Genomic DNA, 20861 nt, shown 5'->3' with positions numbered 1-20861 from the left:
CCTGCTGGACGACGGCGCTCAGGACGGTCGCGTCCCGCCTTGGCGCCGGCGACCGCGGCGCTTGGCCTCTTTGCTGATGGCGCGCCACTGCTTGGGGTGCAGCGGGTGATCGGCCGGCAGGGTCTTCCAGGTCTTCCAACTGCTCGGCTTGGCCGGCCCGGCGTGCAGTAGGCCCGCTGCGCGTAGGGGCTTCGTCAGTCCCTCCATAACATCAATGGCGAAGTGCTCGGGGCGGCTCCAGAAGGTTCCAGAATTGAGGGAGAAGTGCCAGCAGATGAGCTCGCTGGCTGCCGTGCGGCCGCCAATCGGACGAGCCAGCACCGCCAGGCGCAAGCGTCCGTGCTGGCGGCGTATCCAAGGGAGAACAAGCACGAACGGAAATACCTCCGTGAGGTAATCAGCCAAGAAGGTGGTGGCCTCGCTGCCCTCGCGCAGGACCACGCCGGTCCACGGCCCCCGTTCGGCCAAGACCGAGTCAAGGTCCCAGGTCTCCAGGGCGAACCCCTGCGACGCGAGGTGGCCGATGGCGAAGCGCACCGCGTCCCGGGGCGGCGCCGCCACCTCGAAGCGGCGCATGGGCTGTGTTTCAAGCCATTCCATGGTCTGAGTCCTTGACCTCGACGATGCCGCAGGCGCTGCGCGCTAGTCGATGGTCTCCGGGGTGCTACTCGCCCTTGAACTTCATGCCTGCGGTGAAGCCCATGGGGTTGAGCTCGAAGGCGCTGGCCGTGGCCTCGTCGCGGGCGGCGAAGTCCGCGTCGTCCTCGGGCACCGGCTCCTCGCCGTCGTCGAAGATGGCCTCCATCTCCTGGGTATCACCCAGCGACAGGTAGGACTGCTCGTCCCAGTGCTGCGGCAGGACCGTGCGCACGTAGTCATCCACCGCCTCCTGGGTGGTCACGTCGCGTTGGCGCTGCTCGGACATGTACCAGCGGTGCTCCAGCACCTCGTGGAAGATCTCGGCCGGCTCCAGCTTGCGGCGCAGCTCCATGGGGACGGCGGAGATGGTGGGTTCGAACACGTCGGCCAGCCAGGTGTGCGCCACCTGTTCCACCGGCTCGTCCTTCCGACCGGTGACGGTGCGGAAGGTCTGCAGGTCGTTGAGCATGCGCTGCCCCTGGCGCTCCTGCACATCCAGGCCGGTCAGCCGCATGATCTGGCGGTGGTAGTGCCCGGCGTCGACCACCTTCGGCTGGATGATCATGCGCGTGCGCGAGCCGTCCGCCTCGGTCTTCATGGTCAGCTCGCCGACGTCGAAGCCCAGTTCGTTCAACCGTTCGATGCGGTTGCGCACGCGCCAGCGCTCGCCCAGGTCGAAGGTCTCCTCGGCGGTGAGCACATTCCACAACTCGGTGTAGCGGCTGACGATCCGGTCGCCCACCTCGATGGTGTCCACACTCGGCTCCAGCAGCGCCCCGGCCTGCAGATCCATCAGCTCGCCGATGATGTTCGTGCGGGCGACGTCGATGTCGTACAGCCGCTTGCCGTCGGTCAGGCCCTCGGTGTGCAGCTCGCCGGTCTCGGCGTCCACCAGGTAGGCGGCGAAGGCGCCCGCATCCCGGCGGAACAGCGTGTTGGACAGGGACACATCCCCCCAGTAGAAGCCCAGCAGGTGCAGCCGTACCAGCAGCACGGCGAGGGCGTCGATCAACCGGGTGGCGGTCTCCGGGCGCATGTACTGGCTGAACAGCGCCCGGTAGGGCAGGGAGTAGGACAGGTGCTCGGTGACCAGCACCGAGTTGAGTGCCGAGCCATCCAGGGCGGTGCGGCCGGTGATGACCGCGGTCGGCGTCACGCAAGGGGCGCCGAGGCGTACCAGGTCGCGCAGCAACTCGTACTCGTGGTGGGCGACGGACTCACCGATCTCCTTCACGGCGATGACGCGTTCGGAGAGGTTCACGAAGCGCACGATGTGGCGCGAAAGCCCCCGCGGGAGGGCGGCGAGCACCTCGGCCGGCCACTCCTCCAACGGAATCTCCCACGGGAGATCGAGCAGCGCCGGGTCAATCGTGGCCGCGGTGATCTGCATGGACTGGGGCATGGACGTATTCTCTCAGGTCCGTCGCGATTCACTCGTCGACGGCGCCGGGTCGGTTCAGGCGAAGCCGATCGCCTAGGGGCTCAATAGTTCACGGCGAACCATACATGTGGTCTCGGGGCGCGCCGTCGGCTTGTGGCTGAGCCCCGCTCCTCGTAGGGGAGAAGCGGGGCTCAGCTCACAGTCGTGGTACGGGCGACGCGGCGACGGAGGTCGTCAGGCGGCCGGTCGCTGCATCGCCGTGGGCGACTCAGGCGGGCAGGCGCTCGCCGGTGGAGGCGGAGAAGATGTGCTCCTCGCCGGGCTTGATGCGCACGTACACCGTCTCACCCGGCTCCGGCGCAGTGCGCGGAGGAACGCGGACGATGATCTGGCTGGAGTCCTCACCGGAGCCGAGCTTGTCCTCGGAGCCCTCGGCGCCGACCAGCTCGCCGTAGATGTAGGCGTCGCTACCCAGCTCCTCGACGAAGGACAGGCGCACCGGGATGGAGTGCTCGTCCTCGGCGGAAACCACCTCGAGGGACTCGGGGCGGAAGCCAATGACGATCTTGTTGTTGTCCGCCGGAACCATGGCGTCAAGCGTGGCCCGGGACAGCTGCACACGAGCGGCGCCGATGGAGGCGACGTCGCCGTCGACCGTGAACCGGCCGAGGTTCATGGCGGGAGAGCCGATGAAGCCGGCCACGAAGTCGTTGGCGGGCTTGTCGTACATCTCGCGCGGAGTACCGACCTGCTGGAGCACGCCGTCCTTGAGGACCGCGATGCGGTCACCCATGGTCAGGGCCTCCGTCTGGTCGTGGGTCACGTAGACGGTGGTGACGCCCAGCGAGCGCTGCAGGGACGCGATCTGCGTACGCGTCTGCACACGCAGCTTGGCGTCCAGGTTGGACAGCGGCTCGTCCATGAGGAACACCTTCGGCTTACGCACGATGGCGCGACCCATGGCCACACGCTGACGCTGACCACCGGACAGGGCCTTCGGCTTGCGGTCCAGGTACTCGGTCAGGCCGAGGATCTTGGCGGCCTCCTTGACGCGCCGGTCGATCTCATCCTTGGGAGTACCGGCGATCTTGAGGGCGAAACCCATGTTGTCGTGTACCGACATGTGCGGGTACAGGGCGTAGTTCTGGAAGACCATGGCGATGTCACGGTCCTTGGGCTGGACGTCGGTCACGTCGCGGTCGCCGATGAGGATGCGGCCGGAGTTAACGTCCTCGAGGCCTGCGAGCATGCGCAGGGAGGTTGACTTACCGCAGCCCGAGGGGCCGACCAGGACCAGGAACTCGCCGTCGGCGATCTCAAGGTTCAAGCTGTCCACCGACGGGGTGTCGTTCCCCGGGTAGATACGGGTGGCGTGGTCAAAGGTGACGGTTGCCATAAGGGGTATCCCTTCACCGACAGGTACGTGCCGGACGATCCGAGTGAAAGGTGCCGATGCGTGTCCGCATTGACACGTGCCGGGGCGGTTTGCCCCGGGTAGGACCAACTTTGTCATACGACAACGCCGTCCGGGTAGTCCGAAGAGGCTCGGAATGCCCTCAAAGGTCTGTGAATCCACTCACGTCAACCGTGTCCGGGGTGCCTCCCGGTACTGTGTCGCCATGCCGCAGAGTCCCGACAGCGCCACCCCCGCCGCCCTGGCCGGGCTGCGCGCAGGTGCCGACGTCGGCGGCTACCGGCTGGTGCGCCGCCTGGGTGCCGGCGGCATGGGTGTGGTCTGGGAAGCCATCGACGGCGACGGCAATCGCGTCGCGATGAAGATCCTTCACCCGCAGATCGCGGCCGACCCGACGGCCCGCCGGCGCCTGGACCGTGAGGCCTCCGTCCTCGCCCGCGTCAAGGATTCGCGCGTGGCCCGCATCCTGGATATCGAGACCGGCGACGGCGCGGACGGTGTCGGCGTCACCTTCGTCATCACCGAGCTGATAGACGGCCCGACTCTCCAGTACGAGATCGACCATGCCGGCGTCTACCGGCTGGACACGGATATCCGCGACCTCTCCGACCTCGCCCACGGCCTGGTCGACGCGTTGGCCGTCGTGCACGCCGCCGGCGTCATCCACCGCGACCTCAAGCCCTCCAACGTCATGCTCGGCGCGGCCGGCCCGGTTCTGATCGACTTCGGCATCGCCCAGGTGGCCGACGACGTCCGCCTCACCCAGACCGGCCAGGTCACCGGTACTCCCGGCTTCATTCCGCCGGAGATGCTCGACGGCGGAGAGCCCAACCCCGGCGTCGACTGGTACGCCTGCGCGGGCGTCCTACTGTTCACCATCACCGGCCTCCCGCCCTTCGGCTCCGGCCCCTGGCAGGCCGTCTTCCGCCGCGTGTACGCCGGCACCCCGGAACTGGGCGACCTGGAGGCGAGTCAGCCGGCCCTCGCGCGCGCCTTCACCGCGGCACTCGCCCCCGACCCCGCCGATCGCCTGCCCGTCCCCGATCTGTTGCGCGTCCTGGATGAGATCGCCGACGGCGGCGACGGCCAGACCGCTCTGGCGCAGGTGCTGCCGGACGCCGAGTCCGACGCCGGTGGTGCGGGCGTCCCCGGGGTCGCCGAGGCGGACACGAGCACTGGCACCTACGGGGCCATTTACTCCCCCTACTCGCCGGCCGGCAGCGCCGGAAGCCCGGGATCCGGCCCGGTGTCCAGTTCCGGCTATGGGATGGTGAACCCGCCGTCTTCGGCGTCTTCGGCCCCCGGGGGCTACGGGGTCGTGGCTAGCTCCGCCTCGCAGGCCGACGCCGCCTGGTCGACCTCTCCCGCAGGCGCGCCGGCGGCGCCGATGCCGCCGTCGTTCGCGCCCGGCGGCGGGGTGGAACCGGCTCAGCCGGGACCCGCGGTGCCGGCGCAGCCGAGTTTCGGTGCACCCGTCCAGCCGGCCCCTGCCGGCTACAGGGACGCCCGCTCCGCGGCCATGGCCCCACCCGCCCCCGGGGCGGTGCCCGAATGGGCGCTGGAGCCCCGGCGTCACCGCACCGTTGCCTTCTGCTTCTTCCTGTTGTTGGTGGCGCTGGGACTGCTGATTCCCGGCTGGCTGGCCATCGGCTTCTCGCTGCTGGTCGTGATTGCCGGGACCGTTGGCCGGGCCGACGACGCGCGCCGTTGGCGTCGCCTGCGGGCCGGTTATGCCTCCGCCGCCGACAACTCGCGCATGTGGGCGTCGGCCCCCTGGTATCTGCTGCGCTCCCTGATCGCCAGCGCCGCCGCCTGCGCGGTTGCGGCGGTCGTTGCCGTGGTGGTGTTCTACTTCTCCGGCCGAGCGCTGGGCTTCGCTCCGAACACTGCTCCCACCCTGCTGACCTCGTGGGCTGACTATCACCGAGTGGGGCTGTGCGTGGTATCGGTGGCGATCGCCTACATGCTGGTGGCGTGGTTCGTGCCCTGGGGTGCGCCCACCCGCCGTGGTGGCGCCCGCCTGATCGACCTGGTCCTGCGCGGGCGCACGAACCGACGCATCGGCTGCATCGTGTTCGTCGTCATCGCGGTGGCCATCGTGTTTCTGTTCACCATGGGCGCGATTCCCGTGGCCCGACTAGACCCCTTCAGCTTGTAGACCCGGCCCGCTAAACATAGGCATGGCCCGCCCACCGAGGTGAGGCAGGCCGCACCCGGCGGTCGTGCTTTCCTGGCGATTCACAGGCAGAATGCCTAATGTGCAATGCGCCGCGTTACGGGCGGCAGCGTCGAACCCGAGTTGAGGAGTTGCTTGTGGCCTCAAACCAGCCACGTCCCACCAAGGCCGAGCGTCGGGAGGCGGCGCGCGCCAAGGCCCGGGCCATGCGCGAGGAGCAGGAGCGCCGTGAACGGCGCGCCCGGATCACCCGCCGCAGCCTGTTGGGCGTGGGCGGCATCGCCGTCGTCGGGGCCGCAGCCGCGCTGGTCGTCAACTCACGTAAGGACACCGGCCCGGGCGGCGAGATCGTATCGGAACTGGCTCAGGGTGACGGCGTGCCGGCTACCGTCCGCGCCGACGGGTCGATCGTCTTCGGGGCGGATCTGACGCCGGGCACCAGCACCGACGGCGCCCGGAACCTGCACATCTACTTCGACTACTCCTGCCACCACTGCGCCAACTTCGAGGCGTTTCATGCCGCGGAGATCGACTCCCTGCTGAGCGACGGCACCATCAACCTCGTGCTGCACCCCGCGAAGACCCTCAAGACCGACTGGAGCGACCTGGTCGGCAACGCCATGGGGGTCGTGCTGGACCAGGAGCCCGCCTCGGCGCTCGCCTTCCATCAGGCGGCGTTGGCCCGCTTCGCCGAGATCTACGCCGCCCAGGACTCCTCGGCACTGACCGCCGCCTCGGTGACGCAGGCCGCGACCGAGGCGGGCGTGAGCGACGCGGTGGTGGCCCAGATGGAGACCGCCATCGCCGACAACACCTACTCCGCCTGGTTCGCCCTCGAGGCCGAGACCTTCACCGAGCTGGGTATTGCCTCCACGCCGACGGTCTGCCTGGATGACGAGCAGCTCTCCCTGACCGATATCGCCACCGAGACCGGCATCACCGACTACATCCAGGGCGGCGCGGCCGGGGACACGTCTGCGCAGTAGCGGGGCGTCCGGTCGGGTAAGCTCGGCCCGCACGCCGCGTTAGCTCAGCTGGTAGAGCAGCTGTCTTGTAAACAGCAGGTCGTCGGTTCGAGTCCGACACGCGGCTCCACACTTTCCCGCATGACCACGTGTACGTCCCTCCTCCGGGACGGCGGCAGGTCGTCTGCTTCGAGCTTTTGCACCCCGGTGTGCGCCTAATTGCCGCACACCAGGGTGCAAAACGTCGTAGTAGAGGACAAAGACGCGGGATCGGTCCGTGCGGCTCGGGCGGATGGTAGCCATTGTGCAAGCCATCGTGCCCGCGACCCGCAAACACGCTCAGGGCAGCCGCCAGTCGACCGGCGTCGCCCCCATGCGCTCCAACTCCGCGTTCGCCCGCGAGAACGGGCGCGACCCGAAGAAGCCCCGCGAGGCGCTCAGCGGTGAGGGGTGTGGCGAGGCGATGATCGGCGTCGAGCCCAGCATGGGGGACAGCGACTGCGCCGGCCGCCCCCACAGAATCGCCACCAGCGGCTGGTTCCGCGCCACCAGTGCCTCGATGGCGCACTGGGTGACCTCCTCCCAGCCCCAGCCCCGGTGCGAGGCCGGCTTGCCCGGCTGCACGGTCAGCACGCGGTTGAGCAGCATGACCCCCTGCAGCGACCATGGTGTCAGGTCCCCGGAGGTCGGGCGCGCCACGCCCAGGTCGCTGACCAGCTCGGTGTAGATGTTCTCCAGGCTCCGCGGCGGGCGCACCCCCGGCTGCACCGAGAAGCTCAATCCCATCGGGTGACCCGGCGTGGGGTAGGGGTCCTGCCCCACGATCAGCACCTTGACGTCGTCGAGCGGATAGGTGAAGGCGCGCAGCACGTCGGTGCCCGCGGGCAGGTAGCCGCGGCCGGCCGCGATTTCTTTGCGCAGCTTCGCGCCGAGTTCGTGGATGGTCGGCTCTACCGGCGCGAGCGCCTGGGCCCAGGAGGGGTGGATGATCTCGGACAGCGGCTTCGGTTCGGTCACGCCTAGAGCCTAGCTCCGGGTCGGCCTCGGGGTGTCGGCGCGCATTAGCCGCCGCCGCGTCGGCCTCCCGGTATTCTCACGGTGTGAGCCGCTACGACTACCCCGACGACGAGTTCGACGCCGACGACGACGGTCCGGTGCCCGTCGGGGTTCACCGCGCCCAGATCCCCGCCTGGCGCAGCTGGATTCCCCTACTGGCCATCCTGATCATCGTGCCGCTGCTGGCATGGGGTGCGGTGGGGCTGCTCGGGCGCCACGCGGATGGGTCGAGCGGAGCCTCCACGGCCACCGCCGCCGTCCCCGCGGATGACAGCGCCGACGACGCCGCGCAGGGCGGTGGCGAGGAGCAGGCCACCGCGGAGCCGACCGCGCAACCCACCGAGGAGCCGACCGGCAACGCCGACTTCACCACCGGCATCACCGTGCACAACGGCACCAACACCACCGGCCTGGCCACCCGCACCGGCGACAAGCTGAGCAACGCCGGCTTCACCTCCGTGACCGTCTCCCAGGGTGTATACAGCGCCACCGAGCCGGCCAATACCACCGTCTACTACGCCTCCGCCGACCAGGCCGCCACCGCGCAGGCCGTCGTCGACGCGCTCGGGTCGGGCGAGCTGGTTGAGTCCGCCGCGGAGGCCCAGTCCAACCCGATTGTTGTGGTTCTGCGCAGCGACTATCAGGAATGATGCGCGCGGAAGGCGGCGCCGGCCGGCTCCCCCGGCGTGCGCTGCTGCTCGGCGTGCCGGTCGCGATCGCGGTGACGGGTGCGGCGAATCTGCCGCCGCTAAGACCTGCCCGCCCCGCCCTGCTGAGCGGTGGCGTGCTGGCCCGAACCGACGGCGTCGTCGCGGTGCTGCCGCCCGAGCAGACGGGCCGCCCGACACCGCTGGCCGCCGCTGTACGCCAGGGCCTGGACGCGGCCACGCTGCCGACCGGCCGATGGGAGGAATTCGCCCGCACGGCGCTGATCGACCTGCTGACCCTGACCGGGCCCGCGCTGGCCGAGCCCGGTGGTGCTGCCGCGGGTGCGGTGACCCGCTTCCCGCCCGGTGCCGTCGTAGCCGGCCCGGTGAGCATCTGGCGCTATGTCTGGCCCCGAGACGCCGCCTTCGCCGCTGCCGCCTATGCGGCGGTAGGGCTGGAGGCGCAGGCCCTCGACGTGCTCGCACAGTTGGCGACCCTGCAGCGCGGCGACGGCGGTTTCGAGGCGCGCTACACCGCCGTCGGCGGCGTCCCGGATGACCGCCCCGCCCAGTCCGACGGCGCCGGCTGGTTCTTGTGGGCGATCGGCCGACTGCTCGCCGCCGGCACGGGGGTGGAGGAGCTTTCCGCCCGGTTGGGGGAGGCGAGTGCAGGGGCCTGCGGCTTTCTGCTGGACTTGACCGACACGCCCGCGCACCTGCCGGCCGCGGCGCCGGACTACTGGGAGGTGGGGGAGCGCACCCTCACCCTGGGGACGGCGGCGCCCACTCTGCTGGGTCTGGAGGCCGCGGCCGCGCTCGCGCAGGCGGGGCTGGAACTGGGGGCCGGCGCGGGCCCGCTGACCGAGCGGGCGGTGACGGTGCGCGCGGCCATGGAGCGTGGCTTCGCGCCCGGTTGGGGCAGGCACGTGCGCGGGGACGACGTCGACGCGGCCATCGCGTTCGTCGCTCCGCCGTTCACCCGCGCGTTGGACGGCGTCGCGGCGGTAAGGGACGGAGCAGTGGCCCGCATGTCCCGGCCGGCCGGTGGGGTGGCGCCGGGGGAGTCGTGGCGCGACGACGGGATCTCCTGGACCCCGGAGACCGCGCTGCTGGCCTGGTCGGCGGCCGGCCTGGGGCGCGACGCCGAGGCGCGCACGCTGCTGGAGTGGCTGGAGGCGCACCGTACTCGCGCCGGTGCGCTGCCCGAGAAGGTGCGCGCCGACGGCCTGCCCGCGGGCCCTGCACCGCTCGCCTGGACCTGCGCGCTCGTACTGTTGGCCACGGCGGAACTTCGCCGAGATCGGTAGAAGTTACGTGCCGAGATCGGTCGAAGTTACGTGCCGAGATCGGTCGATATGGTTGCCGAGACCGGCACAAGTGACACGCCGAGGCCGACGGAAACGGTGTTGGGAGAGCTCTTTCACACCCCGTTTCGGGCCGACGGCGAACCTGAGCGTCTTGCACTCAAGGGGTGAGAGTGCCAGCATTGCGGTTAGCACTCGGACCCGGAGAGTGACAAAGCCGCTCCCCGGATCCGGTGAACGACCCAGGCCGGTAGGTGAGGGTCGGCGTCGGACGGGACATGAACGTCCGGTGCCGCTCCGTCCGTCGCGGGCACCCGCCGGCCACCACCCAATACAGGAGCAGCAATGCCCAAGATCATCGCCTTCGATGAGGAGGCCCGCCGCGGAATGGAGCGGGGCCTGAACACCCTCGCCGACACCGTCAAGGTCACCCTCGGCCCCAAGGGCCGCAACGTCGTCCTCGACAAGAAGTGGGGCGCCCCGACCATCACCAACGACGGCGTGACCATCGCCAAGGAGATCGAGCTCGAGGACCCCTACGAGAAGATCGGCGCCGAGCTGGTCAAGGAGGTCGCCAAGAAGACCGACGACGTCGCCGGTGACGGCACCACCACCGCCACCGTCCTGGCCCAGGCGCTCGTGCGCGAGGGCCTGCGCAACGTGGCTGCCGGTGCCAACCCCATCGCCGTGCGCCGCGGCATCGACAAGGCCGTTGCCGCCATCGTCGAGCGTCTGCTGGCCGACGCCAAGGAGGTCGAGACTCAGGACGAGATCGCGGCCACCGCCTCCATCTCCGCCGCCGACGAGCAGATCGGCGCCATGATCGCCGAGGCCCTGGAGAAGGTCGGCCACGACGGCGTCATCACCGTGGAGGAGTCCAACACCTTCGGCCTCGAGCTCGAGGTCACCGAGGGTATGCGCTTCGACAAGGGCTACATCTCCCCCTACTTCGTCACCGACGCCGACCGCCAGGAGGCCGTCCTGGAGGACGCCTACATCCTGCTGGTCGAGTCCAAGATCTCCAATGTCAAGGACCTGCTGCCCCTGCTGGAGAAGGTCATGCAGTCCGGCAAGCCGCTGGCGATCGTCGCCGAGGACGTCGAGGCCGAGGCCCTGGCCACCCTGGTGGTCAACCGCATCCGCGGCACCTTCAAGTCCGTCGCCGTCAAGGCCCCCGGCTTCGGCGACCGCCGCAAGGCGATGCTGCAGGACATGGCCATCCTCACCGGCGGCACCGTCATCTCCGAGACCGTTGGTCTGAAGCTGGAGAACGCCACCCTGGAGGACCTGGGTCAGGCCCGCAAGGTGGTCGTCACCAAGGATGAGACCACGATCGTCGACGGCGCCGGCGACAAGGCCGCCATCGACGCCCGCGTCGCTCAGATCCGCAACGAGATCGAGAACTCCGACTCCGAGTACGACCGCGAGAAGCTGTCCGAGCGTCTGGCCAAGCTGGCCGGCGGCGTCGCTGTCCTCAAGTCCGGTGCCGCCACTGAGGTTGAGCTCAAGGAGCGCAAGCACCGCATCGAGGACGCCGTGCGCAACGCCAAGGCCGCCGTCGAGGAGGGCATCGTCGCCGGTGGTGGCGTTTCCCTGCTGCAGGCCGCGTCCGCGCTGGACGCCCTGGAGCTGTCCGACGACGAGGCCACCGGTGCCGCCATCGTGCGTGTCGCCCTGGAGGCCCCGCTCAAGCAGATCGCCGTCAACGCCGGCCTTGAGGGCGGCGTCGTGGCCGAGCGCGTGCGCAACGCCCCGACCGGCGAGGGCCTGAACGCCGCGACCGGCGAGTACACCAACCTGCTGGCCGCCGGCATCGCCGACCCGGTCAAGGTCACCCGCTCCGCGCTGCAGAACGCCGCTTCGATCGCGGGCCTGTTCCTGACCACCGAGGCCGTCGTCGCCGACAAGCCGGAGCCCCCGGCCCCGGCCGCCGCTGCGGGCGCCGGTGACGAGATGGGTGGCATGTACTGATCGGGCACCCGTTCGCTTCGGCCGACGCGGTTCGCCGGTAGGTGCGCGCCCCGCGCGGCCGCCCGGCCGGTCCCACCACCACACGAAGACGGCGGGCCGTCTCCTGCAAGCGCAGGAGGCGGTCCGCCGGCGGTTCGGCTGCTGTGGTTGTCTGCGAAGTGGGGAGGTCATTGCTCCGCGTGTGGTCCGGTGCCTTGCGTTGGCCGGCGGGGCGGGCCGGAGCTGTGGGTTTGCACGCAAAGGGTGTCCGGGCAAGCCCGTCTGAATCCCGGTTTCCCCTGGAAGTACGCGAAAATCGCTTCTCCACCCGAATCCGGTGGCATCGCTCCAGTGTGCAACGGGGCCCGCGTTGCACACTGGAGCACTGTCATGACACCAGGGTCGTAGGTCAAATCCGCACAATCACGCGGATTCCGTCTCAGGGCTCTCTACTCGAGTGTGCAGACCCGCCACAGGGGCCCGAACAACGGCACCGAACACCCACCCGTACCGCACCCTCAAACCGGAAGAGCCGGTGAGGCTGTTCGGGTTTGGAGTGTGGTGCCTAGCGTGGGCCTTCGGGAAGCCGTGGCCTGGAGGCGCTGGGACTGTGGGTCCGCGGGGAGCGTTGGGTACGCCCCTTCGGCGTCTACTACGCCGGTTAGGTGTTTGCTGAAGGGCTGAGGAGCCTTCAGCAAACACCTAACCGGCGTACTAAAGCCCGAACCGGCGTAGTAGACGGCGTGCCACTCGGGCGTTCGGCCCCGGGTCGGTGGCGGCTCCCAGCTCACCCTTGCCGAGGACATTGACGCGGTATTGGATGGGCGTATGAGTCGGACGGATGCCAACGCCCTTGCCGGGCGAGTACTCGCGGAGGTGCCGCCCTTCCTGCTGGTAGGGCTTGGAGGGCTACTGCGGGTCTCGGACGGTCCACTGTGGGCGGTGAGTCTGTTGGCCGGCGGCGGAGTGCTGTGGCAGGTGCTGGCGCTGGTGCAGACTCGCGGTGAGAGTGACGCCGACGGGGTCCGGGTCAACAACCTTGGGCGACTGGCGGTGATCGCACTGCTGCTTCTGCTCGGCAATTGGGGTGCCTTAACCGGCGGGTTGGCCCTGCTGGCCCTGCTTTTGGGGGTGTGCGTGGCCCTGCGGTGCTGGCGCTACCCCGACGGTCCGCGGCCGGTACGACGGCGCGAGTTCAATCCCCTGCGGGGCGTGTAGGTCCGCGTCGCCCGGACACGTCCGGCCGTGCCTGCCGACGCGCCTCCGCGACGCCGCTAGACAGGACCCCGGTCCCATCACGACGACTGCGGGCCGTCCCCCTGCGCAAGCGGGAGGGCGGCCCGCCGTCGTGCGCGCTGCTCAGGCGGGCGGGGCCTGGTAGCTGAAGCGACCGGAGTTGGCGGTCTCGGCGTCGTCGTAGGAGACGGCCGACTGGTCCAGGGCCTGGCTGATCGCATCCAGGCTCGCCTGCACCTGCAGTGCGGTGACGTGCCAGTCGGCGGCGCAGGCGGCCATGGAATCGGAGGCGCCACCCGTCCAGGAGGACTGGAGCAGCGAGATGTCGCCCTGCATTCCGTCCACCTCGGTCTGGATGGTGGAGATGCGAGTGCGGGCGCGCACGGCGGTGTCGGTGACGGCTTGGGTGTCGACGGCGAAGACGGGCATGGCGGGAGCCTTTCGGTGAAATGGTCCGGAGCCCCTGTGGCCCGGACTTGTGGGCGACGCCGCAGCCGCGGCGCTTGAAATCACCGTAGGGATTGAGTTGAGGCGCCTGCATCCACCGCCGTCGATCTCTGTGGATTCACCCTGCACGAACCGCACCTGTGGACTTTGGTGACCTCGCCGACGCGAATGTCCGGCAACGGCATAAACGTCCTGCGGGCGCGGGCCGGCCCGGCGCGAAACGTTGAAACGACGCCGCTCGTGATTCGTTGTCAGCGGGCGTGGAGGGCGTTCGTGCCGATTCTGGACAGTTTGCCGCTTCAGTCGGCGGAGGAGCCGAGGATCGGTTCGGTGATGGGCGCGAACTCGCCCGTGCGCGCCTCCCGCAGCGCCTTGGCCTCTTCACACTTGGCGCGCAGCTTCTCGGCCAGCTTGGCGCGCTCCGCCTCCGCCACGCTGGCACGGTCGGTCGGGCCCTCCTCGCCCGGACGCGGCTTGGACAACAGCTGGTCGAGCTCATCCGCGCACGACTCCAGGGACGTCGTGTGCAACTCATCCGGGTCCCGGGGAGCACGTCGATGCGCGCGGGCCGCCTCCGGCGGTGTGGCCGCGGAGGCGGTCGTGGCGCGCGCGGGCGCGACGGGCCGGACTTCCGAGGGAACGACGTCGGCGTCGGCGGCCGCTTCCAAACCACCCAACTGCACGGACCGGTCCCGCGTATCTGGGCTACTTGCCTCCGGCTGGAGTGGCGTTGCAGCAACCGCATCGGGCTGCTCATGCGCGTCGGCCCCGGAGTCTGCGGTCGACGCGGTGGGGTGGGGCTGCTGCGCGGACGGCGGTAGCTGCGCCAGCTTGTTCTCCAGGTGACGCTTCTCCGCCTCCAGGTTCTCCCGTGCGGGCAGCTCCCAACGGGCGCCCAGCGGGGAGGAGAACAGCGTCTCGCGGTCCAGCAGCCGGGTGATGATCGCCAGGCGTGCGCGCAGGAAGTCCTCCAGGGGGATGTGGGCGTACTCCTCGCGCACCGCTGCCCGGTAGCTCTTGTACTGCTGCGGCTCTACGGCCAACGCCCCCAGATCCGCGTCGGAGAGGGCCTGGGCGTCAATGTCGTTCTTGGCGAGGTTGTGGCGCTTGAGGTTCAGGATGAGCGCACACACGCGGTCCACGGTCTGGTCGGGCACGCCGAGTGCCTGCAGGCTCTTGGCGGCGTAGGCGGCGGAGGCCACCTCATCCTCGCCGCCATTGCGTCGATAGGTCGACTCCTGCGCGGTACAGAACACGCACCCGTGGTACCAGGCGGCCAGCCGCATGACGTCGGGGTTGTGGGACTCGTCGGCCAACTCGTCGACGCGCGCCAGCATGTTGATGACGTGCTTGAGGTTATGGAAGTGCCGGTCGGGGCTCGTCCACAGGGAGACGAGCTCTTCCCCGGTGGTGCGGATCTGCTCGACCGGCGCGGTAGCGCCGACCGCCTTCGCACTGCGTACGAACGCGGGGAGCAGCCACTGGGGCGCGTCGATCACGTCCATTTGGCTCATGAGAAAGCCTCCAAGATGAGATGAAACGGAGTCATGGTAGGACTACCGGCTGCGAACTTGAAGCCCACGGGGTGTTCTACCCGCCACCTTTTGCGCGCGCGTACCCCGTTCGTCGTCGCGCCGACCGATCTCGGCACGTAACTTCAACCGAACTCGGCACGTAAGTACTACCGATCTCGGCGGGGTTACTGCGGGGTGTTGGGGGTGCTCTCCTCGGGCGCGGTAACCAGGGCGGGCAGTTCGATATGCACGGTGGCACCGCCGCCGGGCGTCTGGTCCATGCGCACGGTGCCGCCGTGGCGGGCGATGATGGCCGACACGATCGACAGCCCCAGCCCGGAGCCGCCGGTCTCCCGGTTGCGGGAGGTGTCGGCCCGGTAGAAGCGCTGGAAGACCTTCTCCGCGTCCGCCTCCGCCACGCCCGGCCCGTGGTCGCGCACCTCGACGACGACGGTCGGCCCCTGCGGTGCGCGCGCACCGGCGGCGGGCTGCCGGCTCGCGGTGGGGCGGTCGGCGGGCCGACCCACCCCGGGCGCGAGCGGCCGGTCCACCGTGCCGACGGCGATCTCCACCGGGGAGCCCTCGGGGGTGTGGCGGGTTACGTTGCCCAGCAGATTGGTAAGCACCTGGGACAGGCGGTCCCGGTCGCCCAGGACCATCGTTGGGGGCGCCTCGCCGTCGGCGTCGTCAAGCGGGATGAGCGCGCAGTCGCGGTCGGGGGCCAGCACCATCATGTCCGTCAGCGCCCCGGCGGCGATCTGCGTCAAGTCCACCGGGGCCATGACCATCTCCCGGCCCTCGTCCATGCGGGCCAGCTGCAGCAGGTCGTCCACCAGCCGCCCCATGCGGGAGGCCTCCGACTCGATCCGCCCCATGACCTCGGCGGTGCGCTCGGTCGGTACGCCGCCCATGCGGTACAGCTCGCCGTAGCCGCGAATCGCCGCCAGGGGCGTGCGCAGTTCGTGGGAGGCGTCGGAGACGAAGCGGGTCATGCGCTCCTGGGCCACGACCTGCACGTCGAAGGCCTGCTCATTCTGCTGCAGCATCGTGTTCAGGGCGCGCTGCAGGGAGCCGACCTCCGTCGTCGGCGGCTCGGTAACGGGGACGCGGGCGGACAGGTCGCCGCTGGCGATCTGCCCGGCCACGCCCTCGATCTGGCGCAGGGGGCGGAAGGAGCGCCGCACCAGGTACGCGGCGGCCATGGCGCCGAGCAGAACTACAGACACGTCGGTGAGTGCAACCACCAGGCGTGTCTGCTCAACCGTCTCCATTACGTCACTGAGCGGTAGGGCGATGGCGACCACGCCGATGTGCTCACCGCTGGTGCGGTCGTTGATCGGCAGGACGATGACCCGCCACTGATGGTGCACTTGGTTGGAGTCGACCGTGAACAGCTTTGGGTCGGAGGCCTGTGCGACGGCCTGATCCACCGACAGGGTGCCGATGATGGGTACCCCGTACTTGTCGGCGGTGTCGGTGGAGATCATCTGGCCGTTCTCGCCGTCGAGATACTGGGCCTCCAGGTAATAAGTGGAGGGCATGGAGGAGTCGCTGCTGGAGCTACTGGAACGGCTGGTGCTGAGGGCGGTCAGACCCTGGGTGCCGATGGCCTGCGCGGTGGCTTTCAACTGGTCGTCCACCTGGCCGAGCAGCTGGTCGTAGAGCAACGAGGTGACGGAGACCGAGGAGGCGAGTAGTCCGACGGTCAGCAGGCCGGTGGTGATCAGGGCCAGGCGGCTGCGCAGCGGTTGAGCGCGCCACGCCCGCTTGAAGTCGGTCAGCAGGTGCCAGCGCCCGCGGCGGACCGGCCGGTACTGGCGACCTGTGGGTGGGCGGCGCACCGTGTCCATCACGGTGGCGCGCACGCTCAACCCGCCTTGGGTTCGCGCAGCATGTAGCCGACGCCGCGGCGCGTCTGGATCAGCGGGGCGACCGGCTTGCCGTCGGCGCCGGAGATCTGGTCCACCTTGCGGCGCAGGTAGGAGATGTAGGACTCCACGATGGCGGCGTCACCGTTCCAGTCGTACTCCCACACGTGGTCCAGGATCTGCGACTTGGACACTACGCGGCCGGCATTGAGCATGAGGTAGCGCAGCAGCTTGAACTCGGTGGGGGACAGGTCCACCTCGACGCCGGCGCGGTGCACCTCGTGGGCGTCCTCGTCCAGGGTCAGGTCGGCCACGCGCACCATGCCGTCGTCCTCACCCTCCAGGGCGCGGGTGCGGCGCAGGATCGCGCGAATACGGGCTACGACCTCCTCCAGGCCGAAGGGCTTGGTGACGTAGTCGTCGCCCCCGACGGTCAGGCCCTGCACCTTGTCCGCCATGTCATCGCGGGCGGTCAGGAACAGGATCGGGATGGTTACGTCGCGCTCGCGCAGGCGCCGCGCGACCGTGAACCCGTCCATGTCCGGCAGCATGACGTCCAGCACGATCAGGTCGGGGTCGGCCTCTTCGGCGCCGCGCAGGGCGCCGTTGCCGTCCGCCGCCGTAAGCACCTCGAAGCCGGCGAAGCGCAGCGAGGAGGCGAGCAGGTCGCGGATGTTCGGCTCGTCGTCCACCACGAGGAGGCGGGCCTCGTGAGACGTCTGCTGAGAATCGTGGGTGCGGTCCATGCCGCCACTGTGCACGGCGATTCTGGGAGTCTCCTGGACGCGTGGTGGGAGTGTGGAATGTGTTTCCGCGTCACTTCCCCGACCGGTCTCCTCCGCCGAGGTCGGTCGAAGTTACGTGTCGAGGTCGGTCGAAGTTACGTGTCGAGGTCGGTCGTTGTGGCGGCGGAACCGCTCCTCGCGAGGCGCGGCTCCGCCGCCCACAGCGTCAGATGAACTTGAGCGGGTCGAACTCGGTCAGCGGGATGATGCGGACGCGCGGCAGCGCAATGGTGAAGGCGTCGACGTCCGTCTCCAGGTCGTAGACGGTCAGGCCGCGCGACTCCAGCGACGCGAGTTGAGTGTTGAGGAACTCCCGGAAGCACAGCACGTCGACCTGGGCGCCCGCGTCGAGCAGACGCTCCACCTGGGGGACGTAGTCGCCGTCGTGCGAGCCCAGCAGCACATGGACGGACTCGCCGGACTCGACGCGCTCGGCCAGCGCCTCCAAGGTGCGCTGAATACCGATGTCGACGACCTTCTCCTCCTGGGAGCCGGAGCCCGCCAGCGGGATCGGCCGGTAGTCCATCGCCAGCAGCGCCTGAACGAAGCCCATGGGCATGTGTCCGGAGGTGGCGTTGAGGAAGAACAGGGCGCGGGTCTCGTCTTCGCCGACGTCGCCGTCGGAGTCGTCGGCAAGATCGTCGCAGAACGACAGGACGCGGTCCCAGCGCGGGCGCTCATCGGGCTCGGGGCGACGCCCCAGCACGCTCATGCCGAGAGTGGCGTCGATGTTCTCCCCATCGACGAGGAGATACGTGGGTGTGGTCATGGCGTCATGCTAACCGTCCGCGCCCGTGCACTCGCCGGACGGGTCGCGTGGCAGGTCGCAGACGGGCAGCGGCCATGCGCCGAGGGCCTGCAGACGGCGGACCGGGGTCATAGAGGGGCAGAGATTAGGTGATCATAAGTGCATGATGAAGACGCAGCCCGCCGACCGCCCCCGTGGCTCTGGCAGTTCTGCCGCCGACCCAGCGGCGGTCGCTGCCTCCAAGCCCAGGCTCGGCACCCGCGCTGGCGCCCTCGCGAATGCGGCGGCCGCCGTGCTGACCGCAGTCGGCTCCCTGGCCGAGGCGTGGGTGCTGATTGCCGTGGCCCGCGCCCTCGCTTCCGTGGCGAGTTCGGCCCCCGCACTGGCCACGCTCGCCGGCGCAGCCGCCGCGCCCGGTGCTGCGGCCCACCACCTCATCGTCGCCGCCATGGCCGCCCTCGGCTCCGCCGTGTGCGCGGCAGCCGTCCACTACCTTGCCCAGGCCAGCGCCGCCACCCAGGAGGGGGCGCTGCGCCGTCAGGTACTCGCCCACCTGTTCGACCTCGGCCCCGCGCACGCGTCGGCCCGCACCGGCGCCACCGTCACCCTGCTTACCGACGGGGCCGAGCGGGTGGCCGCCTACCGGCAGACCTTCCTCGTGCCCACGATCGCCGCTATTGCCTCCCCGCTGCTGGTGCTGGCGCTGCTCGGGGCAACGGTCGACCCGCTCAGCGCACTAGTGCTGGCGACCGCCTTCGTAGGGGTGCCCGCGTTCATCGTCTTCCTGCACCGGCGACTGCGCCGCTCCTCGGCCAACTCGCGCGCGCAGCGGATGCGGCTGAGCGCCGAATACCTCGACGCCATCCAGGGCCTGACCACACTGGTGCTGGCCCGCGCCGCCAACCGTCGCGCCGCCGACCTGGAGGCCTTCGGCGAGGCCAACCGCCGCGCGGTGATGCGGTTGCTGGCAGGCAACCAGCTGGTCATCCTGGTCACCGACGGCCTGTTCTCCCTGTTCCTGGTAACCGCCTCCACCGCCCTCGCCCTGACCCGCCTGGGTTCCGGGGCGATCGGGCTCGACGGCGCCCTCGCGCTGGTGCTGGTCTCCTGCATCCTGTTGCAGCCACTGGACCGGGTCGGCAGCTTCTTCTACGTGGGGATGGGCGGCATGGCCAACCAGCGGGCCCTGCGCCGCGTCCTGGCCCGCCGCCGCCCCGACGGCGCAGCGCCACAGCCGGACCCCGACGGGCCCGCAGGCCCGGGCGCGGCTGCGCACACCGGCGCGCCCATGGTCTCGCTGCGCGGCGTCACCGCCGTCTGGGAGCCACGCCCCGCCGACGCCGGCGGGCACCCCGGGGGCCACCCCGGCGCCTCAGCAACCCGTGGGCATCCGGGAGGACACCCCGGACCCGCCGCCCACCCGCGTCCCAAGCCGCCCGCCCCGGTCACCGTGCTGGCCGACGTAAACCTGGAGCTTGCCCCCGGCGAGCGTGTGGCCGTCGTCGGCGCCTCCGGCGCCGGCAAGTCCACCCTCATGGCCCTCATCCGCGGGGACCTGCTGCCCGCCGCCGGGACCGTGCGCGTGGACGGCATCGCCTCCACCGCCGCCACCCAGGACGCCATCCGGGCCGCCAGCGCCGTGGTCGACCAGACCACCTGGCTGTTCACCGGCACCATCGCCGACAATCTCCGCCTGGCCGACCCCGGCGCCACCGAGGCGCGCATGTGGCAGGCGCTGCAGGCCGCCAACCTGGCCGACGAGGTTCGCGCCCTGCCCGACGGCCTGAACACGGACGTCGGCGAGCGCGGCTCCCGGCTCTCCGGCGGCCAGGCCCAGCGCCTGTCCCTGGCGCGCGCCTTCCTCGCCGACCGGCCCCTGCTGCTGCTCGACGAGCCGACCAGCCAGGTCGACCTGGCCAGCGAGGCCGCGATTATCGACGCCATCGAGCGCCTGTCGGTCGGCCGCACCGTCATCACCGTCTCCCACCGCGCCGGGGCAACCACCGCCGCCGACCGGGTGGTCACCGTTGCGGAGGGCACCCTGCGATGAGCACGCCAACCCCGCCCCGCCCCAACGCCACGGCTCCTGCCCCCGGCGACGCCGCCCGCCCCTCCCGCCGCGCGCTGGTCGGCTGGCTGCTCACGGTCACTCGGCCGGTCCTGCCGCCACTGCTGGCCTCCACCGTCTGCCGGGTGGCCGGCCAACTGCTCGGCGTGGCCATGCTCGCCCTGGCCGCCCACGCCGTGGTCGAGGCCGCTCAGGACCTGGCCGCCGGCGGCCCCGCTCCCTCGGTTTGGCCGGTGCTGAGCGCCATGGTGGTCATGTCCCTGGCAAAGGCCGCATTGCGCTACGGCGAGCAGTTCCTCGGTCACACGGTCGCCTTCAGCTCCCTGGAGCTGCTGCGCGCCGAACTGTTCCGGGCCCTGGCCCGCCGCGCCCCGCGGGTGCTCACCACCGCCCACTCCGGCGACCTGCTGGCCCGCTCCACCAAGGACGTCGACCGCATCGAGGTGTTCTTCGCCCACACCTTCGCCCCCGCCGTCAACGCCCTGCTGGTGCCGCTGACCGTGGTGGTCGCCATCGGGATCGGCACCACCTGGCCGGTCGCCGGCGCGGCCGCCCTCACCCTGGTGGCGGCCATCGCGGTGGTGCCGGTCCTCGGGCAGCGCCTGGCTGTGGCCGGATCCCGACGCGCCGTCGCCGCCCGGGCGGCGCTCACCCAGCATGTCA

Annotated in this window: 17 protein-coding genes and 1 tRNA gene; 9 read left to right on the top strand and 9 right to left on the bottom strand. The window is 70.3% G+C overall.

Translation table 11 applies throughout. The annotated features are described in order from the left end of the window. Positions 1 to 18 precede the first annotated feature (18 nt). The 3 genes from BN1056_RS03200 to BN1056_RS03190 all read right to left on the bottom strand — a co-directional run bounded on the left by BN1056_RS03200 (position 19) and on the right by BN1056_RS03190 (position 3416). A complete protein-coding gene (locus tag BN1056_RS03200; RefSeq protein WP_210579002.1) occupies positions 19 to 600 on the bottom strand; it encodes a hypothetical protein in 582 nt (193 codons plus the stop codon). A gap of 64 nt (positions 601 to 664) precedes the next feature. Beyond that, entirely contained in the window at positions 665 to 2041 is a 1377-nt protein-coding gene (locus tag BN1056_RS03195) for a DUF4032 domain-containing protein (protein WP_210579000.1), read from the bottom strand. A 247-nt stretch (positions 2042 to 2288) separates the two neighbouring features. Next, entirely contained in the window at positions 2289 to 3416 is a 1128-nt protein-coding gene (locus tag BN1056_RS03190) for an ABC transporter ATP-binding protein (RefSeq protein ID WP_210578997.1), read from the bottom strand. Between the two features lie 223 nt (positions 3417 to 3639). Here BN1056_RS03190 and BN1056_RS03185 point away from each other — a divergent pair, with 223 nt between their 5' ends. The 3 genes from BN1056_RS03185 (at position 3640) to BN1056_RS03175 (ending at position 6705) form a co-directional block, all read left to right on the top strand. Next, complete coding sequence (locus BN1056_RS03185) at positions 3640 to 5592, top strand: serine/threonine-protein kinase (RefSeq protein ID WP_210578994.1); 1953 nt, start codon at positions 3640 to 3642, stop codon at positions 5590 to 5592. A 155-nt stretch (positions 5593 to 5747) separates the two neighbouring features. After that, on the top strand, positions 5748 to 6596 hold the full coding sequence (locus tag BN1056_RS03180) for a DsbA family protein (protein WP_244671478.1): 849 nt from the start codon (positions 5748 to 5750) through the stop codon (positions 6594 to 6596). 33 nt (positions 6597 to 6629) lie between these two features. Then, positions 6630 to 6705, top strand: a tRNA-Thr gene (locus BN1056_RS03175). Positions 6706 to 6914: 209 nt separating this feature from the next. On the opposite strand, the gene BN1056_RS03170 is transcribed toward BN1056_RS03175, so the two are convergent. After that, entirely contained in the window at positions 6915 to 7592 is a 678-nt protein-coding gene (locus tag BN1056_RS03170) for a uracil-DNA glycosylase (protein ID WP_210578989.1), read from the bottom strand. A gap of 83 nt (positions 7593 to 7675) precedes the next feature. Here BN1056_RS03170 and BN1056_RS03165 point away from each other — a divergent pair, with 83 nt between their 5' ends. The 4 genes from BN1056_RS03165 to BN1056_RS03150 all read left to right on the top strand — a co-directional run bounded on the left by BN1056_RS03165 (position 7676) and on the right by BN1056_RS03150 (position 12750). After that, complete coding sequence (locus BN1056_RS03165; protein WP_210578988.1) at positions 7676 to 8281, top strand: LytR C-terminal domain-containing protein; 606 nt, start codon at positions 7676 to 7678, stop codon at positions 8279 to 8281. Beyond that, positions 8278 to 9585 (top strand): glycoside hydrolase family 15 protein, encoded by a 1308-nt coding sequence (locus tag BN1056_RS03160; protein ID WP_210578986.1) that lies wholly within the window; start codon positions 8278 to 8280, stop codon positions 9583 to 9585. The genes BN1056_RS03165 and BN1056_RS03160 overlap by 4 nt, the downstream gene beginning before the upstream one ends. A 342-nt stretch (positions 9586 to 9927) precedes the next feature. Beyond that, entirely contained in the window at positions 9928 to 11553 is a 1626-nt protein-coding gene (gene groL, locus BN1056_RS03155) for a chaperonin GroEL (RefSeq protein WP_210578984.1), read from the top strand. A gap of 807 nt (positions 11554 to 12360) precedes the next feature. Then, complete coding sequence (locus tag BN1056_RS03150; protein ID WP_210578982.1) at positions 12361 to 12750, top strand: hypothetical protein; 390 nt, start codon at positions 12361 to 12363, stop codon at positions 12748 to 12750. A 141-nt stretch (positions 12751 to 12891) separates the two neighbouring features. On the opposite strand, the gene BN1056_RS03145 is transcribed toward BN1056_RS03150, so the two are convergent. The 5 genes from BN1056_RS03145 to BN1056_RS03125 form a co-directional block, all read right to left on the bottom strand. After that, positions 12892 to 13197 carry a WXG100 family type VII secretion target gene (locus tag BN1056_RS03145; RefSeq protein ID WP_073328011.1) on the bottom strand — a complete coding sequence of 102 codons (306 nt, stop codon included), beginning with the start codon at positions 13195 to 13197 and terminating at the stop codon, positions 12892 to 12894. Between the two features lie 317 nt (positions 13198 to 13514). Continuing rightward, positions 13515 to 14720 carry an HD domain-containing protein gene (locus tag BN1056_RS03140; RefSeq protein ID WP_210579074.1) on the bottom strand — a complete coding sequence of 402 codons (1206 nt, stop codon included), beginning with the start codon at positions 14718 to 14720 and terminating at the stop codon, positions 13515 to 13517. Positions 14721 to 14914: 194 nt separating this feature from the next. Then, positions 14915 to 16579: a sensor histidine kinase gene (locus BN1056_RS03135; RefSeq protein WP_210579072.1), complete on the bottom strand. Its 1665-nt coding sequence runs from the start codon at positions 16577 to 16579 to the stop codon at positions 14915 to 14917. Positions 16580 to 16596: 17 nt separating this feature from the next. Next, positions 16597 to 17343 carry a response regulator transcription factor gene (locus tag BN1056_RS03130; RefSeq protein ID WP_073328014.1) on the bottom strand — a complete coding sequence of 249 codons (747 nt, stop codon included), beginning with the start codon at positions 17341 to 17343 and terminating at the stop codon, positions 16597 to 16599. A 205-nt stretch (positions 17344 to 17548) separates the two neighbouring features. After that, complete coding sequence (locus BN1056_RS03125) at positions 17549 to 18151, bottom strand: NYN domain-containing protein (protein WP_073328015.1); 603 nt, start codon at positions 18149 to 18151, stop codon at positions 17549 to 17551. Between the two features lie 142 nt (positions 18152 to 18293). Here BN1056_RS03125 and BN1056_RS03120 point away from each other — a divergent pair, with 142 nt between their 5' ends. Both BN1056_RS03120 and BN1056_RS03115 read left to right on the top strand, forming a co-directional pair. Further along, complete coding sequence (locus tag BN1056_RS03120; RefSeq protein WP_244671477.1) at positions 18294 to 20180, top strand: ABC transporter ATP-binding protein/permease; 1887 nt, start codon at positions 18294 to 18296, stop codon at positions 20178 to 20180. After that, the coding region (locus BN1056_RS03115; RefSeq protein ID WP_210578980.1) for an ABC transporter transmembrane domain-containing protein at positions 20177 to 20861 on the top strand (685 nt) is incomplete at its 3' end. The genes BN1056_RS03120 and BN1056_RS03115, both read left to right, overlap by 4 nt.

The sequence above is a fragment of the Actinomyces succiniciruminis genome (assembly GCF_900002405.1).
Lineage (GTDB): Bacteria > Actinomycetota > Actinomycetes > Actinomycetales > Actinomycetaceae > Actinomyces > Actinomyces succiniciruminis.
This window is presented reverse-complemented; position numbering and strand designations above follow the sequence as displayed.

Coding starts and splice junctions, on each gene's coding strand:
- BN1056_RS03150 (WP_210578982.1), top strand. CDS start 12,361: ATGAGTCGGACGGATGCCAACGCCCTTGCCGGGCGAGTACTCGCGGAG.
- BN1056_RS03145 (WP_073328011.1), bottom strand. CDS start 13,197: ATGCCCGTCTTCGCCGTCGACACCCAAGCCGTCACCGACACCGCCGTG.
- BN1056_RS03185 (WP_210578994.1), top strand. CDS start 3,640: ATGCCGCAGAGTCCCGACAGCGCCACCCCCGCCGCCCTGGCCGGGCTG.
- BN1056_RS03200 (WP_210579002.1), bottom strand. CDS start 600: ATGGAATGGCTTGAAACACAGCCCATGCGCCGCTTCGAGGTGGCGGCG.
- BN1056_RS03125 (WP_073328015.1), bottom strand. CDS start 18,151: ATGACCACACCCACGTATCTCCTCGTCGATGGGGAGAACATCGACGCC.
- BN1056_RS03140 (WP_210579074.1), bottom strand. CDS start 14,720: ATGGACGTGATCGACGCGCCCCAGTGGCTGCTCCCCGCGTTCGTACGC.
- BN1056_RS03190 (WP_210578997.1), bottom strand. CDS start 3,416: ATGGCAACCGTCACCTTTGACCACGCCACCCGTATCTACCCGGGGAAC.
- BN1056_RS03195 (WP_210579000.1), bottom strand. CDS start 2,041: ATGCCCCAGTCCATGCAGATCACCGCGGCCACGATTGACCCGGCGCTG.
- groL (WP_210578984.1), top strand. CDS start 9,928: ATGCCCAAGATCATCGCCTTCGATGAGGAGGCCCGCCGCGGAATGGAG.
- BN1056_RS03130 (WP_073328014.1), bottom strand. CDS start 17,343: ATGGACCGCACCCACGATTCTCAGCAGACGTCTCACGAGGCCCGCCTC.
- BN1056_RS03135 (WP_210579072.1), bottom strand. CDS start 16,579: ATGGACACGGTGCGCCGCCCACCCACAGGTCGCCAGTACCGGCCGGTC.
- BN1056_RS03160 (WP_210578986.1), top strand. CDS start 8,278: ATGATGCGCGCGGAAGGCGGCGCCGGCCGGCTCCCCCGGCGTGCGCTG.
- BN1056_RS03120 (WP_244671477.1), top strand. CDS start 18,294: ATGATGAAGACGCAGCCCGCCGACCGCCCCCGTGGCTCTGGCAGTTCT.